This is a genomic window from Cronobacter malonaticus LMG 23826 (assembly GCF_001277215.2).
In the GTDB taxonomy this organism is placed as follows: domain Bacteria; phylum Pseudomonadota; class Gammaproteobacteria; order Enterobacterales; family Enterobacteriaceae; genus Cronobacter; species Cronobacter malonaticus.
Genome location: NZ_CP013940.1, coordinates 2095528 through 2110074 on the forward strand (window position 1 = coordinate 2095528; position 14547 = coordinate 2110074).

The 14547-nt window shown below is 61.6% G+C and carries 13 protein-coding genes and 1 pseudogene; 8 read left to right on the plus strand and 6 right to left on the minus strand.

The window, feature by feature from the left end; all coding sequences use genetic code 11:
- The first annotated feature begins 81 nt into the window (after window positions 1-81).
- The 5 genes and pseudogenes from AFK66_RS09960 (at window position 82) to AFK66_RS09980 (ending at window position 5665) form a co-directional block, all read left to right on the plus strand.
- Window positions 82-1570, plus strand: a pseudogene (locus tag AFK66_RS09960) (ABC transporter substrate-binding protein).
- Complete coding sequence (locus AFK66_RS09965) at window positions 1567-2412, plus strand: ABC transporter permease (protein ID WP_007774865.1); 846 nt, start codon at window positions 1567-1569, stop codon at window positions 2410-2412. The pseudogene AFK66_RS09960 and the gene AFK66_RS09965 overlap by 4 nt, the downstream one beginning before the upstream one ends.
- Window positions 2412-3326, plus strand: coding sequence for an ABC transporter permease (locus AFK66_RS09970; RefSeq protein ID WP_032974193.1), 915 nt, complete (start codon window positions 2412-2414; stop codon window positions 3324-3326). Before AFK66_RS09965 ends, AFK66_RS09970 begins: the two co-directional genes overlap by 1 nt.
- Window positions 3323-4669: a M20 family metallopeptidase gene (locus AFK66_RS09975; RefSeq protein WP_023898797.1), complete on the plus strand. Its 1347-nt coding sequence runs from the start codon at window positions 3323-3325 to the stop codon at window positions 4667-4669. The genes AFK66_RS09970 and AFK66_RS09975 overlap by 4 nt, the downstream gene beginning before the upstream one ends.
- Window positions 4670-4687: 18 nt before the next feature.
- Window positions 4688-5665: an ornithine cyclodeaminase family protein gene (locus tag AFK66_RS09980; protein WP_023898799.1), complete on the plus strand. Its 978-nt coding sequence runs from the start codon at window positions 4688-4690 to the stop codon at window positions 5663-5665.
- Here AFK66_RS09980 and AFK66_RS22035 read toward each other — a convergent pair.
- The 3 genes from AFK66_RS22035 to AFK66_RS09995 all read right to left on the minus strand — a co-directional run bounded on the left by AFK66_RS22035 (window position 5662) and on the right by AFK66_RS09995 (window position 9015).
- On the minus strand, window positions 5662-7275 hold the full coding sequence (locus AFK66_RS22035; protein ID WP_080645146.1) for a dipeptide ABC transporter ATP-binding protein: 1614 nt from the start codon (window positions 7273-7275) through the stop codon (window positions 5662-5664). The two genes, AFK66_RS09980 and AFK66_RS22035, sit on opposite strands and share 4 nt — an antisense overlap.
- A 75-nt stretch (window positions 7276-7350) precedes the next feature.
- Window positions 7351-8391 carry an NADP-dependent oxidoreductase gene (locus AFK66_RS09990; protein ID WP_023898801.1) on the minus strand — a complete coding sequence of 347 codons (1041 nt, stop codon included), beginning with the start codon at window positions 8389-8391 and terminating at the stop codon, window positions 7351-7353.
- A gap of 48 nt (window positions 8392-8439) precedes the next feature.
- Window positions 8440-9015 (minus strand): helix-turn-helix domain-containing protein, encoded by a 576-nt coding sequence (locus AFK66_RS09995; protein WP_007774843.1) that lies wholly within the window; start codon window positions 9013-9015, stop codon window positions 8440-8442.
- 38 nt (window positions 9016-9053) lie between these two features.
- Between AFK66_RS09995 and AFK66_RS10000 the strand changes: the two genes are divergently transcribed.
- Window positions 9054-9572, plus strand: a complete 519-nt coding sequence (locus AFK66_RS10000; RefSeq protein ID WP_007774841.1) for a GNAT family N-acetyltransferase — start codon at window positions 9054-9056, stop codon at window positions 9570-9572.
- Entirely contained in the window at window positions 9569-10018 is a 450-nt protein-coding gene (locus tag AFK66_RS10005; RefSeq protein WP_007774835.1) for a DMT family transporter, read from the plus strand. Before AFK66_RS10000 ends, AFK66_RS10005 begins: the two co-directional genes overlap by 4 nt.
- Window positions 10019-10021: 3 nt before the next feature.
- Here AFK66_RS10005 and AFK66_RS10010 read toward each other — a convergent pair whose 3' ends face one another.
- From AFK66_RS10010 to AFK66_RS10020, 3 genes are read right to left on the minus strand one after another with little or no spacing between them, the layout of a single operon-like run.
- On the minus strand, window positions 10022-10906 hold the full coding sequence (locus AFK66_RS10010; RefSeq protein WP_007774833.1) for an NAD(P)-dependent oxidoreductase: 885 nt from the start codon (window positions 10904-10906) through the stop codon (window positions 10022-10024).
- Between the two features lie 16 nt (window positions 10907-10922).
- Window positions 10923-11168 carry a DUF2526 family protein gene (locus AFK66_RS10015; RefSeq protein ID WP_007774831.1) on the minus strand — a complete coding sequence of 82 codons (246 nt, stop codon included), beginning with the start codon at window positions 11166-11168 and terminating at the stop codon, window positions 10923-10925.
- A 47-nt stretch (window positions 11169-11215) separates the two neighbouring features.
- Window positions 11216-12811, minus strand: a complete 1596-nt coding sequence (locus AFK66_RS10020) for an ABC transporter substrate-binding protein (protein ID WP_032968177.1) — start codon at window positions 12809-12811, stop codon at window positions 11216-11218.
- 313 nt (window positions 12812-13124) lie between these two features.
- Between AFK66_RS10020 and AFK66_RS10025 the strand changes: the two genes are divergently transcribed.
- Complete coding sequence (locus AFK66_RS10025) at window positions 13125-14546, plus strand: SrfA family protein (protein WP_007774825.1); 1422 nt, start codon at window positions 13125-13127, stop codon at window positions 14544-14546.
- Window position 14547 lies beyond the last annotated feature (1 nt).

Below are 14547 nucleotides of genomic sequence, written 5' to 3' on the forward strand. Positions count from 1 at the left end.
ACATGGTTTTTATGGTCAGGAAAACCAAAAATAACCAAAACGTTCACTGACCAGTACGACAACCATTAAGGTATTGACCTAATGAAACGACTGTCCCGTAAGCTTCTCTCACTTTCTGTGGCGCTTTCTTTACTCGCTCCGCTCAGTCAGGCCAGTTCGCTGACGATTGCGCAGCCCACTTCCGCTACTGCCATGGACCCAGGCTTCCTGAAAGAAGCCGCGACCCTGGTGGATAACGTTTTCGATACTCTGGTGCTGCGCGACGCGCAGATGCAACTGAAACCCGGCCTCGCCACCCACTGGGAAGCCATTAACGACACCACATGGCAGTTCGATTTACGTAAGGATGTCAAATTTACCAACGGCGAGCCAGTCAATGCCGCGGCGGTGAAATTTTCCATCGACCGTATTCTCGACCCGGCCAACCACGCCCCCACCATTTCTTATATTCGTACGATTAAATCGGTAGAGGTCACCGGCGACTATCAGGTGCGTATTCACACTAACGGCCCCGATCCGCTCCTGCCCACGCGCATGAGTCGTTATCCGGCCTATATCGTGCCGCCTGGTTATGTAAGTAAAGTCGGTGCTGCGGAATTTGCACGAAAACCTGTCGGAAGTGGCGCTTATATCGTCAAAACTTTCATCCCCGACGAACGCGTTGTGATGGAGGCCAACCCGAACTACTGGCGCGGCAAGCCGTCAATCGATGAAGTGACCTGGCGACCAATCCCGGAAGCGACCGCGCGCATTACGGCGCTGCTGACCGGCGAGGCGCAGCTGGTGGAAGGCGTTCCGGCGGATCTCGCACCGCTGGTGAAAAGCAAACCCGGCGTGAAGCTTGAGCAGGTGAAAGGCGGCGGGCTGACGATTTATCTCGGCATTAAAAACAGCGAGCCGCCGCTGAACGACGTGCGGGTGCGCGCTGTCGCTGGCGCTGAACCGCGACGCCTATACGCAGTCGCTGCTGCACGGCTTCGGCACGCCGACCGGCACGCTGGCAGGCCCGAAAGACTACGGTTATAAAGCCATCGCCGCACCGAAACAGGACCGCGAAAAAGCCAAAGCGTTGCTGAAAGAAGCAGGCTTCCCTCAGGGATTTACCGTGAAACTTCAGGCGCCGCGCCGTTATATCGCCAGCGCTGACGTGGGCCAGGCGATTGTGGCCGATCTCGCCGCCATCGGCGTGAAGGCGCAGCTCGAAGTGCCGGAGTGGTCGGTCTATACCCAACAGGTGGCGTCCGGCAAACAGGCCCCGCTCTATATGCTGGGCTGGGGCTCCACCCAGACGCTGGACGCCGACGCCGCGCTCTACCCGGTACTGCACGGCGGCGAGCCATACTCAACAGTGAGCGACCCGGCGCTGGATAAGCTCTTAAACGAGAGCCGCGCCACGGTGGATGCCGCGAAGCGTAAAGCACTGCTGGAGCAGATCCAGGAGCGCGTCGCCACGGAACAGCCGCTGATCCCGCTCTACCGCGAAGATGCCATTTACGCCTCCAGTGACAACGTCACGTTTAAAGGCCGTGAAGACGCCCGTGTGTCGTTGTTCGATATGAGGGTGAAATGATCTTCCCTGGCCGTTACGCATCCCGTTCACGTCGCCGTCCCCTGCCGGGGGACGGCCTTCTCGGCGGCGCGCTGCTGGCTGTCCTTATTCTGGCAGCGCTCCTCTCTCCCTGGCTCCCGTTACCCGATCCGCTGCAAAGCGATCTCGCCGCGGTCTTTCAGGCTCCCGGCCCGCAGCACTGGCTGGGCGCCGATCAGCTGGGCCGCGACGTGCTCGCGCGTATTCTCGCGGGGGCCCGTCTTTCACTGTTCGTGGTGATTATCGCCGCGCTCATCGCCGCCACGATGGGCACCCTGATGGGCATGGTGGCCGGTTACTTCGGCGGCTGGGTTGATGCGCTCATCATGCGGCTTATCGACATTCAGCTGGCGGTGCCGTTTATCCTGCTGATCCTGCTGGTGATGGCGCTGTTCGGCACATCGCTTACCAACATCATTGTGATTATGGGCGTGACCAGCTGGGCGATTTACGCCCGCGTGGCGCGCGCCAGAACGCTGGAAATCCGCGAGCTGGAGTATATTGAAGCCGCGCGAACCATGGGCTTTTCGCACCTGCGCATTATGCTGCGCCATATTTTACCGGCACTCGCGACGCCGCTGCTGGTGCTGCTGACGCTCGATATTCCGCGTCTGATTGTGCTGGAGGCCTCCGTCGGCTTTCTCGGCATGGGCATCCAGCCGCCAACGCCGACGCTTGGCAATCTCATTGGCGAAGGCCGCGCCTATATGCTGCTCGCGCCGTGGCTGGTGGTCTGGCCCGGCTGCGCCATCGCGATGCTGGTGGTGGGCTGTAATCTGCTCGGCGACTACTGGCTGCGCACCACGCAGGCGAGGGTCGAATAATGGCGCGCTATCTGATTTCCCGCTTTTTCCAGGCGCTGCTGGTGATGTTCGGCGTCTCGCTGTTGATTTTCTTCAGCCTGCATCTGACGGGCGATCCGGCGGCCGTCATGATGCCGCCGGGGGCGACCACGCAGGAGATTGCCGATTTTCGTCACGCGATGGGCTTTGACAGGCCGCTCCTGACCCAGTACGCCGACTACGCGGGACACCTGCTGCGCGGCGATCTGGGGGATTCCCTGCGCTTTGGCCAGCCTGTCACAACGCTGATTGCCGAACGACTACCCGCCACCGCGCTGCTGGCGCTGACGGCGCTCGCCTGGAGCACGCTCGCGGGGCTGGCGCTCGGGCTGGTGAGCGCGCTGTGGCGCGACACCATCTGGGACCTGCTGGCGCGTCTGGTGGCCTTCAGCGGCCAGGCGGTGCCGGTGTTCTGGCTGGGGCTGCTGATGATTTTATTCTTCAGCCTCCAGCTGCGCCTGCTGCCCTCCGGCGGCTACGGTGAGCCGTTACAGCTCATCATGCCCGCTGTCTGTCTTGGCGCATACTACATGAGCGCGATGGCGCGTCTGGTGCGCGCCAGCCTGATTGACGTGCTGGATCAGGATTACATCCGCACCGCGCGCGCCAAAGGGCTTAGTGCATGGCGGGTGCTGGTGCGTCACGGGCTTCGCAACGCGCTGATCCCTGTCGTGACCGTACAGGGCATTTCGCTCGCCGCGCTGCTTGGCGGCGCGCTGGTGACAGAGATTATTTTCGCCTGGCCGGGCATTGGCCGCCTGGCGGTGCAGGCTATTCAGAACCGCGATTTTCCGCTGGTGCAGGGCGTGGTATTGCTCGCCGCACTGACGTTCGTGGTGGTGAACCTGCTGATTGATTTGCTTTACCTGGTACTGAATCCAAGGATACGTTTATGACCGTTCAGCCGCATGCCAGCCTGGATGCGACCCTGGAGCTGCTCTCTTCTCTTACCGCCTGGCAAAGCGTGGCGGACCAGCCGGATGAGCAGCGATCTCTCGCCGCCTGGCTCGAAGCCTGGCTTATCGACGCACTTGACGCCGAGGTGATATTGCCAGTGGCGCAACAGCCTGGCGACAGCCCACCGCTGGTGCATGTCCGCGTGGACATCGGCGCGCCCGACACGCTGGTGCTCTACAACATGTATGACGTCATGCCCGCCGATGCTGAGGGCTGGCAGGTTGACCCGTTCACCGGCGGCATTCGCCGCTGGGCCGATAAGGGCGATGTGTTTATTTCGCGCGGCGCGGAGAACAACAAAGGCCCGCTCGCCGGCATGCTCACCGTGGTGCGCGATCTGTGGGAGAGCGGCAGGCTCACCACCAATCTTGAGATCCTGCTGGAGGGTGAAGAAGAGTGCGGCAGCGGCACGCTCCGGCGCTATCTCGCCCGCACGCCGTGCCCGGTCTCGCCCGCGCTCGCCGTGCTGTTCCCGTCGCTGTGCGAATATGGCGGCGGCGCGCCGCGGCTTTATCTTGGCTTTACCGGCATGACCGCAGGGCGTCTGCGCGTCGCGGGCGGCGACTGGGGCGGCCCGCAGGCCGCCATTCATGCGAGCAACGCGGCGTGGATAGCCAACCCCGCGTGGCGGCTCGTGCAGGCGCTCGCCGCCATCGCGCCCGCCGGGCGCAACGGCGTGCTGGAAACGCTGCCGCTGGATGACGCCGCGCTGAGTATCCTTGACGAGCTGGCTCCGCAGTTCAGCATTGCCGATGAACTGACGATGCGCAAAAGCCAGCGGCTGACGATTTCAGGCGACACCCGCGAGGCGCTGGCGTTTTTACTCGGCAGCGCGGTGCTGAACTTAAGTGAGATCCGCACCACGCCGCTGCCGGGCCGCGGCATTATTCCTCCGCTCGCCTGCGCCGAATTCGCGCTGCGCACGCCGCCGGATAGTTCACCGGAGATTTTGCTGGACGCCATGCGCGCGTCGCTCTCTCATCAGGAGATAACAGGCGTGCAGCTGATTGTTGATGACAGCTACCCCGGCAGGCGCTTTTCGGCTGACGATGCGGGCGTAATGGAGCTGCTTAACTGCTACCACCAGCAGCAGGCGCGCCCGCAGATCTGGCCCTGGGCGCCCGGCTGCGCGCCAGCTTACGCCTTCGCGCCGGTGGCGCCCGCGTTTCTTATCGGCGGGCTGGGGTATGGCGGCAACGCGCACGGCGTGAACGAGTTTGTCACCCTGCGCGGGCTTACGCGCTATACCCGGTCGCTGCGCGACTGGCTGCTCTCATTCTGACGGATTCAGGAGATAACCATGCGATTTCTCACCGGCCAGCAGGTGGCGGCACTCGGCGGGCTTGACCCGCACGCGGCGCTGCAGGATGTCACCGACGCGACGCTGCTGATGGCGGCAGGCGATGCCGTGATGCCCGCCGAAACGCACGTGCCGCTCGATACCGCGCCCGGTAAGGTTTACGCCCTGCCCGCGCGCGTTGGCGGGCGGTTCAACGCCACCGGCGTGAAGTGGACGGCGCACCGCCCGCAGCCGCAGGACAATCTTCCGATGGCGCTTACGGTGACGCTCATCAATCGCGCCGACAGCGGCGTGCCGGTGGGCCTGGTGGAAAGCGGCGGCCTGACGGCGGTGCGCACCGCCGCGGTGTCGGCGCTCGCCCTGCGCCACGCCGCGCCGCGCGAGGTGAAACGCGTCCTGTTGCTCGGCGCGGGCGTACAGGCGCGCGCGCACTTGGAGATGTTACGCGCGCACTTTCCGGCGCTCTCGTGTTTAGGGTTGTGGAACCGCACGCCCGCGCGGCTTGAGGAAATATCCGCCGCGACGCTGCCGTTTCCGTGTGAAATCTACCGCGATCTTCGTGAGGCGCAGAAACAGCCGTGGGATGCCGTCATCACCTGCACCGGCGCGCAGCAGCCGTTTCTCGGCCCGGAATGGTGCCAGCCGGGGCGGCTTATCATGCAGATTGGCTATCACGAAGTGAGTTTTGCGGCGATTAAACTCGCTACCCGGGTGGTGGTGGACGCCTGGGGAGAATTTCGCCACACCAGCGCCAAAAGCCTGTTTCAGATGTATCGCGCGGGCGAATTTGCCGATGACGGCTGGGCGGCGGATCTCGCCGCGCTCTTAACCGGCGCGTGGCACCCGATGCCGGACGACTGCGTTTACTTTTCGTCGTTCGGGCTGAACGTGTTTGATATCGCGCTCGCCGCCCGCGTGTTGCAGCGCGCGGAGCAGGAGAACACCGGCACCGCGCTGCCGCTCTTTGGCGTTTCTTAAGCGCTTTCGCGCAGGCGCAGCGCCTGATGAATATCCGGCGCGCTGTCGATAAGCCGCCGGGTATACGCATGGGCAGGCGTTTGCAGCACCTGGCGCGTCGGCCCCTCTTCCACCACGTTCCCGAGATAGAGCACCAGCACGCGGTCGCAGAGCTGGCGCACCGCCTGGAGATCGTGGCTGATAAACAGCACCGACAGCCCAAGCTTGTCGCGAAGCTCCGCCAGCAGGCGCAGGATCTGGCCTCTCACCGGCAAATCGAGCGCCGCCACCGCTTCATCCGCCACCAGCAGTTCCGGCTCCAGCGCCAGCGCGCGGGCGATGGCGATTCGCTGGCGCTGGCCGCCGGAGAACGCCGCCGGACGCCGCTGCGCCCATTCAGGCTTTAGCCCCACCAGCGTCATCAGTTCGCTCACCCGTTCGGCAATCGCCGCGCCGTGGCGCAGGCCGTGCACCCGCAGCGGCTCGGCAAGCTGATCGCCGACACTCATGCGCGGATCGAGACTCGCATAAGGATCCTGAAAAATCATCTGCGCGCGGCGGCGCACGCGTTTTTGCTCTGCGCGGCTCGCCTGCGCCATCTCGATGCCATCAAAGAAGATAGCCCCGCTGTCTGCCTCGATAAGCCCGATAGCGGCGCGCCCGAGCGTCGTTTTGCCGGAGCCGGAATCGCCGATAAGCCCGACGATTTCGCCGCGCGCCACGCTAAAGGTAGTCGGGTGCAATACACGCTGACGCTCCGGGGGCATAAACGGCAGCCGCGCGCGGCGCGCAAAGCTTTTTACGATGTCCGTCACCTGTAACAGCGGCGTTTCATCGCGCGCCACCACACGCGCCGGCGGCTCCTGCGGCGTGGAGGCCGCAATCAGCCGTCGCGTCCAGTCGGCCTGAGGCGAGGTAAAGAGCGGCTCCACCGGCCCCTGTTCGACGATTTCGCCGCCGTTCATTACGCAGGCGCGGTCGGCATAGCGCGCCACCACGCTGAGATCGTGCGTCACCAGCAGCACGCCCATGCCCATCTCCTGCTGGAGTTCTTTCAGCAGGCCGAGGATTTGCGCCTGGAGCGTAACGTCCAGCGCCGTGGTGGGTTCATCGGCAATCAGCAGATCCGGTTTGCCGCTGATAGCGCTCGCTATCATCACGCGCTGGCGCATCCCGCCGGAGAGCTGGTGAATATACTGCCGCGCACGCTTCTCCGGCTCGCCGATGCCGACATGGCCCAGCAGCGCCACCGCCTCCCGCGAGGCCGCTTTCCAGCCCAGCCCGCGATGACGCACCAGCACTTCAGCTATCTGCTCGCCCACTTTCAGCACCGGGTTCATGCTGCTCATTGGCTCCTGGAAAATCATGGCGATGTGGCGACCGCGCAGGCCCGCCGGGTATGGCGCATCGGGGAGAATGGGCGTGGTATCGTCAAAGCAGATCTCGCCGCCGCTCTGCCATACGCCGCGCGGCAAAAGGCCGGTGACGGCAAGGGAAGTGAGCGTTTTACCGCAGCCGGATTCTCCAACCAGCGCGACCATTTCGCGGCGTTCGACAGTCAGGCTGACATCACGCAACAGGGTCGCCTGGCGACTTTGCAGGCTGAGATGAGAGAGGGTTAACAGCGGCACAGGCGGCTCCCGACAACAGGCTTTGGTCGAGCATATCGGCAGCCGCCGTGGTTAACAAGTTGTTATTTAGCTGGTTTATGCATCGTCCTGGCCGACGCGGATGACCAGCTTGCCAAAGTTTTTCCCTTCCAGCAGGCCGATAAACGCCTCCGGCGCGTTCTCAAGGCCCTCCACGATGTGCTCGCGGTAGTGGATCCGCCCTTCGGAAACCCACTGGCCCATTTCGCGCTGGAACTCTTCGATGCGGTGACCATAATCCTGGTTGATGATAAAGCCCTGCATACGGATGCGTTTTTTCAGAAGCGTGCCCATCAGCAGCGACAGGCGATCCGGGCCAGGCGGCAGGTCGGTGGCGTTATAGCCGGAGACCAGACCGCAAAGCGGTACACGCGCGCCGGTATTGAGCAGCGGCATGACGGCATCGAAAACTTTACCGCCGACGTTTTCGTAGTACACATCAATGCCCTGCGGGCAGGCGGCGGCGAGTTTCTCAGCGAAATCCGGCGCGCGATGATCGATACACTCGTCAAAACCCAGGTGTTCCACCGCGTAACGGCACTTCTCTTCGCCGCCCGCCACGCCGACCACGCGACAGCCTTTGATTTTGCCTATCTGCCCGACGCTTGCGCCGACCGGGCCGGTCGCGGCGGCGACCACCAGCGTTTCACCCGCTTTCGGCGCGCCGATATCCAGCAGGCCCATATAGGCGGTAAATCCTGGCATGCCCAGCACGCCGAGGAACCACGACGGATGCTCGGGCGATTTTCCAAGCGGCGTCAGCTGTTTCGGATCGCAGATCGCGTAATCCTGCCAGCCGCTGTAGCCGACCACCCAGTCGCCGGGGTGGAAATCCGGATGACTCGATTTTTCCACCACGCCAACGGTGCCGCCGACCATGACTTCACCGATTTGCACAGGGGGCGAATAGGACGGCTCATCGCTCATGCGCCCGCGCATATACGGGTCGAGCGAGAGATAAACTGTGCGCACCAGCACCTGGCCTTCGCCCGGCTCGGCGACGGTATCTTCTTCAAGGCGAAAATTCTCCGCCACCGGTTTGCCATGCGGACGGGAGGCCAGCACCCAGCGGCGATTACGGGACGATGATTGAGTCATGATGTTCTCCTTGTTTTCAGGGCGTCCAGAAAGCGTAGTGCATTCACGTCAACTGGCGACGTTATTCAGACGCACAATCAGATAGATGCACGGCGCGTCGCTCTGGTTGATAAAATGGCATTCGTTCGGCGGGCCGAGTTCGAGGCAGTCGCCCTCACGCATCTGGTGGCGGATATTGCCTTCCTGAAACACCAGTTCGCCCTGCTGCACCCAGATAAGCTGGCGGGCAAAGGCGTAAGCCGAGGCTGGCATCGGGATGTCGCTGCCGGCGGGCAGTTCCACCTGAACCATATCCAGCGGCAGATCAGATTTCGGCGAGACATGGCGGCGCAGATAGTGGCTCTGCGGATCGCGCCACACTGGCTGATCGGCGAAGCGCAGCAACCGCCCTTCGTTCATCTCCGCGCGGGCGATAAGCGTGGACATGCTCAGACCCAGCGCGCCGGAGAGCCGCCCTAACAGCGTCGCCGTCGGGCTACTTTCGCCGCGCTCAATTTTGTGGATCATGGCGCGGGAAACCCCGGCGCGCTCGGCGAGTTCGCTCAGCGACCAGCCGCGGGTTTCGCGCTCGACGCGAATGCGCTCACCAATCCGTTGATTTAATGTGTCGATTATATTATTCATAACGTAACATTATAGTGAACGACTGCCGGGGTTCAACCATGCTGATTCGCCATGCCACTGCGGACGACTGCGCCGCTATCGCTGAGATTTATAACTATGCGGTGTTGCATACCGCCGCCATCTGGAATGACGCCACGGTCGATACCGAAAACCGCCTCGCCTGGTTTTATCAGCGTGGCAACGCGGGCTACCCGGTGCTGGTGGCGGTTGAAGGCGATGTGGTCGTCGGCTACGCCTCGTTCGGGGACTGGCGCGCGTTTGACGGCTTTCGCCATACCGTTGAGCACTCGGTCTATGTGCACCCGGAGCACCACGGCAAAGGCATCGGCAAGGCGCTGATGACGCGGCTGATTGTCGAGGCGCGGGCTATCGGCAAGCATGTGATGGTGGCGGGCATCGAATCGCGCAACGCCGCCTCTATCGCGCTGCATGAAAAGCTCGGCTTTACCATCACCGCGCAGATGCCGCAGGTAGGCACCAAATTTGGTCGCTGGCTGGATCTGACGTTTATGCAATTGCAGCTTGATAATCGCACTGAACCGGACGCCATCGGATGAATTCGTCATTAAGCCTGCTGTTTCTGGCCGTCGCCGGTGTTGGCCTGGTGGTACAGAATATGCTGATGGTGCGCATCACGCAGTCGGCTTCCACCATTCTTATTGCGATGCTGCTCAATTCGCTGGTGGGGATTGTGCTGTTCTGCGCCATTCTGCTGCTGCGTAACGGCACGGCGGGCTTCAGCGAGCTTATCGCTACCGTGCGCTGGTGGACGCTGCTGCCTGGGCTGCTCGGGTCTTTTTTTGTCTTCGCGAGCATTAACGGCTATCAGTATCTTGGCGCGGCCACGACCATAGCCGTGCTGGTCGCAAGCCAGCTGATTGGCGGGTTGCTGTTTGATATCGCGCGCACCAGCGGCCTGACGCTGCGTATGCTGGCCGGGCCGGTGGCGGGCGCGGTGCTGCTGGTAATTGGCGCCTGGCTCGTCGCCAGGCGCACGTTCTGAAGGTTACGCTTTCGGTTTCTGCCCGCTGCGGCGCGCGCTGACGGTCGCCAGCGCCGCCCAGTCAAGCTGCTCATCGCCGTGGGCCAGCGCGTCAAGATAGTTATCGCGCAGCACGCCTGCGATCCCCATCGGTACGTTTTTGCTCTCGGCCGCCTGCTGCGCGAGACGCACATCCTTTAGCCCCAGCTTCATGGTGAAACCGGCAGGTGAATAGCGGTCTTCGGCAATCATCGCGCCATAGTTTTTATACGCGGGCGCGGCAAACAGCGTGCTGGTCAGCATACCGAGAAAATCACCTTTGCAAACGTCATAGGCCTCGACCAGCGCCGACGCCTCGCCCATGGTCTCAATGGCGCTCGCCAGCATAAAGTTCGCCGCCAGTTTCACCGCCGCGGCCTGCGCCGGGCTGTCGCCGAAAGTCCAGGTTTTCTGGCCCAGCACATCGAAAACCGGCTGCGCTTTCGTAAGCCACTGCGGCTCGCCCGCCGCGAGAATATTCAGATTGCCGGCAGCGGCGACATCCACGCGCCCGAGCACCGGGGCGGCGAGATAGCCGATGTTCCGCTGACGCGTCAGTGCGTCCATCGCCTCAGTAAACGCCACGGAAACCGTCGCCATGTTGATCCACAGCGCCCCCGGCGCGAGCGACGCCAGCGCGCCCTGCTCCACCACCACGCTTTCGGTGACCGCGTCGTCGGCAAGAATAGTGATTAAGACATCAGCGCCATGAATCTCTTTCGGGCTTGCCGCCACCTGCGCGCCGGACGCGCGCAGCGCCTCTGCAGACGCAGGCGAGCGGTTCCAGACCGTGACCGTAAAGCCCGCTTTAACCAGATTTTCCGCCATCGGCTGGCCCATGCCGCCAAGACCGAGAAAAGCAATATGCATGAGTATTCCTTATAAATTATAAAATCGTGCCGCCGCGGGTCAGTTCTGCGAGACGTTCCGCCGCCTCGCGCTCGCGGTCTTCTTTATGCTGACGCCCGTGATGGGCAATCGCGCTGCGCAACTGCTGTTGTAGATCGTAACGCTCTTCACGGCTCAGTTGCGCGTCATCGCTGAGTGCAATCAGCAGTTCATTCATCGGCGCTATCACGTGTTGTTCAATCACCGCGTCAACGCGGCGCTGCATGTCATCACGATGTGACATAAAACCTCCTTAAACGCGTCGCCGCGGCAGGTGCCGCGGCGCAGTGCTTAGTTGATTTTCGCTTTCGAGAAGTCGCTGCCCATCAGGCTTACGCTATACCCCGTCACGTTGCTGCGGGTAGCGTAGAAGGTGCGCCCGTTGGCGAGCGGCACCCACGGCGCCTGCTGGTAGAAAATCTCCTGCGCCTGTACATACAGTTTAGCGCGTTCCTCCGGCGCGCTGACGCGCTTCGCCTGATCGATAAGCGCGGTGTATTTCTTATCGCACCAGCGCGCGGCGTTAGAGCCGCTCTGGATGCTGTCGCAGCTCAGCAGCACATCGGCAAAGTTATCCGGGTCGCCGTTGTCCGACATCCAGCCATACAGCGCGGTGTCGTGCTCGCCTTTACGAATGCCGGAGAGGTATTCACCCCACTCATAGCTGACGATTTTCGCCTTCACGCCCACTTTCGCCCAGTCGCTCTGGATCATCTCGGCGATGCGGCGCGAGTTCGGGTTATACGGACGCTGAACCGGCATCGACCACAGCGTGGCTTCAAAGCCCTTCTCAAGTCCCGCCTGCTTCAGCAGCGCTTTCGCTTTTTCTGGATCGTAATCGTAGGTTTTCAGGTCTTTATCGTAACCGAGCATATTCGGCGGAATGGGTGATTTCGCCACCGTGCCGCTGCCCATAAAGACCGCGTTGATGATCGATTTTTTATCAACAGCGTAGTTCAGCGCCTGGCGCACCAGCACGTTATCAAACGGCTTTTTCTCAGTGTTGAACGCGAGATAACCGACGTTCAGCGCCTCAACGCCGTGCAGCGTCAGGTTTTTATCGGCTTTAATGGCGTCAAACTGCACCGGGCTGGGTGCCGGAATAATCTGGCACTCGTTCGTTTTGAGCTTAGCGAGGCGCGTCTCGACGTTTGGAGTAATCGAGAAGATCAGGTGTTTGGTCGGCACTTCGCCATCCCAGTAGTTCGGGTTGGCGATGTAGCGGATAAGCGAATCGACTTTGTACTGTTGCAGCGCGTACGGACCGGTGCCGATGGGCCAGTTATCGACGTTTTCCGGCGTGCCTTTTTTCATCATCGCATCAGCGTATTCCGCTGAAAGAATAGACGCGAAATCCATTCCCCAGTCGGCCAGGAACGCGGCGTTCGGCTCGCTCAGGGTGAACTGGACGTGGTAATCGTCGAGCTTTTTCACATCCGTGATGAGCTTATCGAGACCCACATCCTGGAAATATTCGTAGTTGCCCTGCGACACCTTATGGTACGGGTGATTCGGGTCTTTCTGGCGCATCACCGAGAAGATAACGTCGTCGGCGTTAAAATCGCGCGTCGGTTTGAAAAATTTATTGCTGTTGAACTTTACGCCCTGACGCAGCGTGAACGTCCAGGTTTTACCGTCCGGGCTGACCTTCCACTCGGTCGCCAGCGACGGCACCGGCGTATTGGTTTTCGGATCGAAATTCACCAGGCGGTTATAGAGCACCTGGGAACTTGCCACAAAGCTCGGCCCGGAACTCGCGATCTGCGGGTTGAAAGACTCGGGCGACGCCTCGGAGCAGTAAATCAGGGTATCGCTGTTCGCCGCGATCGCGCTTGCCGGTAACAGGGCGCTTAACAGCAGCCCGATCAATGTTTTTCCTGTCTTCATCTTGCGCCTTTTATTTTACTTTTCAGGAGGAAAGCCATCTCATCACAGCCTGCACTGAGTGGCAAATAACAAAAAACTGTAGCTTTATGCCTTTCCGGCATTTTTCGCCTGAATATCAGCCAATTTCAGATAAAAATGATTTACGCTCCGGTTAAGTCGCGTCATCACAGCGAATTTTTGCTTAAGTCAAGAAAATTCCTAAGATTCAATGACCCGAGAATTTACGCTTTTTCGCGTTTCTTTCACCCTTTGCTTGACCCGTCTATCGTTCAAAGTAGAGCCGTGAAAAAGTTTTTCCAGCAGAGAGAATGACGTGGCAAAAATTCTATTGCGCAGTGGCGACCTTGACGACTTCAAGTCGGTAGGCGAAAACGGTCAGGCGGTTTTCGAGTCGGCACTGCAAATCCGTGAAACGCTTCGCCTGCGCAAACAGCCGCTGGTGGAGTCGCTTGCTATCCCCCAGCTTAACGAAGAGGGCGACCGCGTGGACTGGTATTCGCCGGTCAGCGGTAAGGTAATGGGCTGGGCATCCGCCAGCAGCGAAGAGCGCGAGCGCGCCCTGCGCTTTCTGGAAAGCGCGCTCTCCAGCGCCCGTGCGCTGAGCAAACGCTGCCTGGAATCGGAAAAGACCGCCCAGCAGCTTTTTGGCGCGCTGCTCGCCAAAGCCGTGCAGTTCCCCGGCGCGAATTTCCTTTATCTGGTGGACGGCAAGCCGGTCATTACCTTCTGGGGCTTCGTGAATTTAAACCAGGGCGCGCGCGATGACGTGCTGGAATGTCTGCGCGAAGCCGAGCCCATCGAGCCGGAAATCATCATGACCCCGCAGGAAGAGCCGGGGCCGGAACCCGCGCCGGTGATGATGACCGAGCCGGACGCACCGCTGCTGGCCACACCGCCTGTTGCGCATGCGCCTGTAGCGCCCGTCCCTGCCGCGCCTGTACATGCGTCTGCCGCCGCGCTGGCGGCCTATGCCGCCGAAGCTGAAGCCACAACATCGCCGGACGACGCCGAACCAGCCCCGGTAAACGCGCCAACGTCTGCCCGCCGCTCGCGCGTGCCGCTCTGGACATGGCCGCTCGCCGCGGCCGTCGTCATCGGCGCCGTAGCCGCCCCTGTCACCTGGTATATGTTGCAGCAGAAAGAAACCGCCGCGCCGACCGTTTCGGTCGCGCAGATCAAAGCGCAGGAAATTGCGCCCGCGCCGGTGAAATCGGTCGATGCGCCTGCTGCTCCGGCAGCGCCTGTCGTCCCGGTGGCACCGACAACCTCCCTGCCGCTGGCCGAAGCGAAGGTGACTCCGCCTGCGCCGGTCGTCGAAGAGAAGCCTGTCGTCGCGCCCGCGCCGGTCGATAAAAACGCGCTGGTCATGGACGCTAACCAGGTAAAAGCCGGGACCACCCGCTTCCTGAACGGCACCTGGCGGCTCAGCATCGGCAGCCCGGACCCGATCACCGGTAAAGCCACCTCGATGCGCATTGAGATGAAAAACAACAAAGGCATCGCCCGCGTGACGCTTGGCGATAATGTGGTCTGTAAAGCCGAGCTGTTCTCGGGTCTGCACCAGACCGGCGAGCTGATGATCAAGACGCGCGGCAAAGCCCGCTGCAGCGACGGCTCCCGCTACCCGATGCCGGAAGTGGCCTGTAAAGCCGGCCCGAACGATGTTGCCGAATGTACCGGTCGTTATGATGAAAAGACCGTGCTGCCTCTGACCATGAAGAAAGTGAGCGCCTGAT

Coding starts and splice junctions, on each gene's coding strand:
- AFK66_RS09965 (WP_007774865.1), top strand. CDS start 1,567: ATGATCTTCCCTGGCCGTTACGCATCCCGTTCACGTCGCCGTCCCCTG.
- AFK66_RS09970 (WP_032974193.1), top strand. CDS start 2,412: ATGGCGCGCTATCTGATTTCCCGCTTTTTCCAGGCGCTGCTGGTGATG.
- AFK66_RS09975 (WP_023898797.1), top strand. CDS start 3,323: ATGACCGTTCAGCCGCATGCCAGCCTGGATGCGACCCTGGAGCTGCTC.
- AFK66_RS09980 (WP_023898799.1), top strand. CDS start 4,688: ATGCGATTTCTCACCGGCCAGCAGGTGGCGGCACTCGGCGGGCTTGAC.
- AFK66_RS09990 (WP_023898801.1), bottom strand. CDS start 8,391: ATGACTCAATCATCGTCCCGTAATCGCCGCTGGGTGCTGGCCTCCCGT.
- AFK66_RS09995 (WP_007774843.1), bottom strand. CDS start 9,015: ATGAATAATATAATCGACACATTAAATCAACGGATTGGTGAGCGCATT.
- AFK66_RS10000 (WP_007774841.1), top strand. CDS start 9,054: ATGCTGATTCGCCATGCCACTGCGGACGACTGCGCCGCTATCGCTGAG.
- AFK66_RS10005 (WP_007774835.1), top strand. CDS start 9,569: ATGAATTCGTCATTAAGCCTGCTGTTTCTGGCCGTCGCCGGTGTTGGC.
- AFK66_RS10010 (WP_007774833.1), bottom strand. CDS start 10,906: ATGCATATTGCTTTTCTCGGTCTTGGCGGCATGGGCCAGCCGATGGCG.
- AFK66_RS10015 (WP_007774831.1), bottom strand. CDS start 11,168: ATGTCACATCGTGATGACATGCAGCGCCGCGTTGACGCGGTGATTGAA.
- AFK66_RS10020 (WP_032968177.1), bottom strand. CDS start 12,811: ATGAAGACAGGAAAAACATTGATCGGGCTGCTGTTAAGCGCCCTGTTA.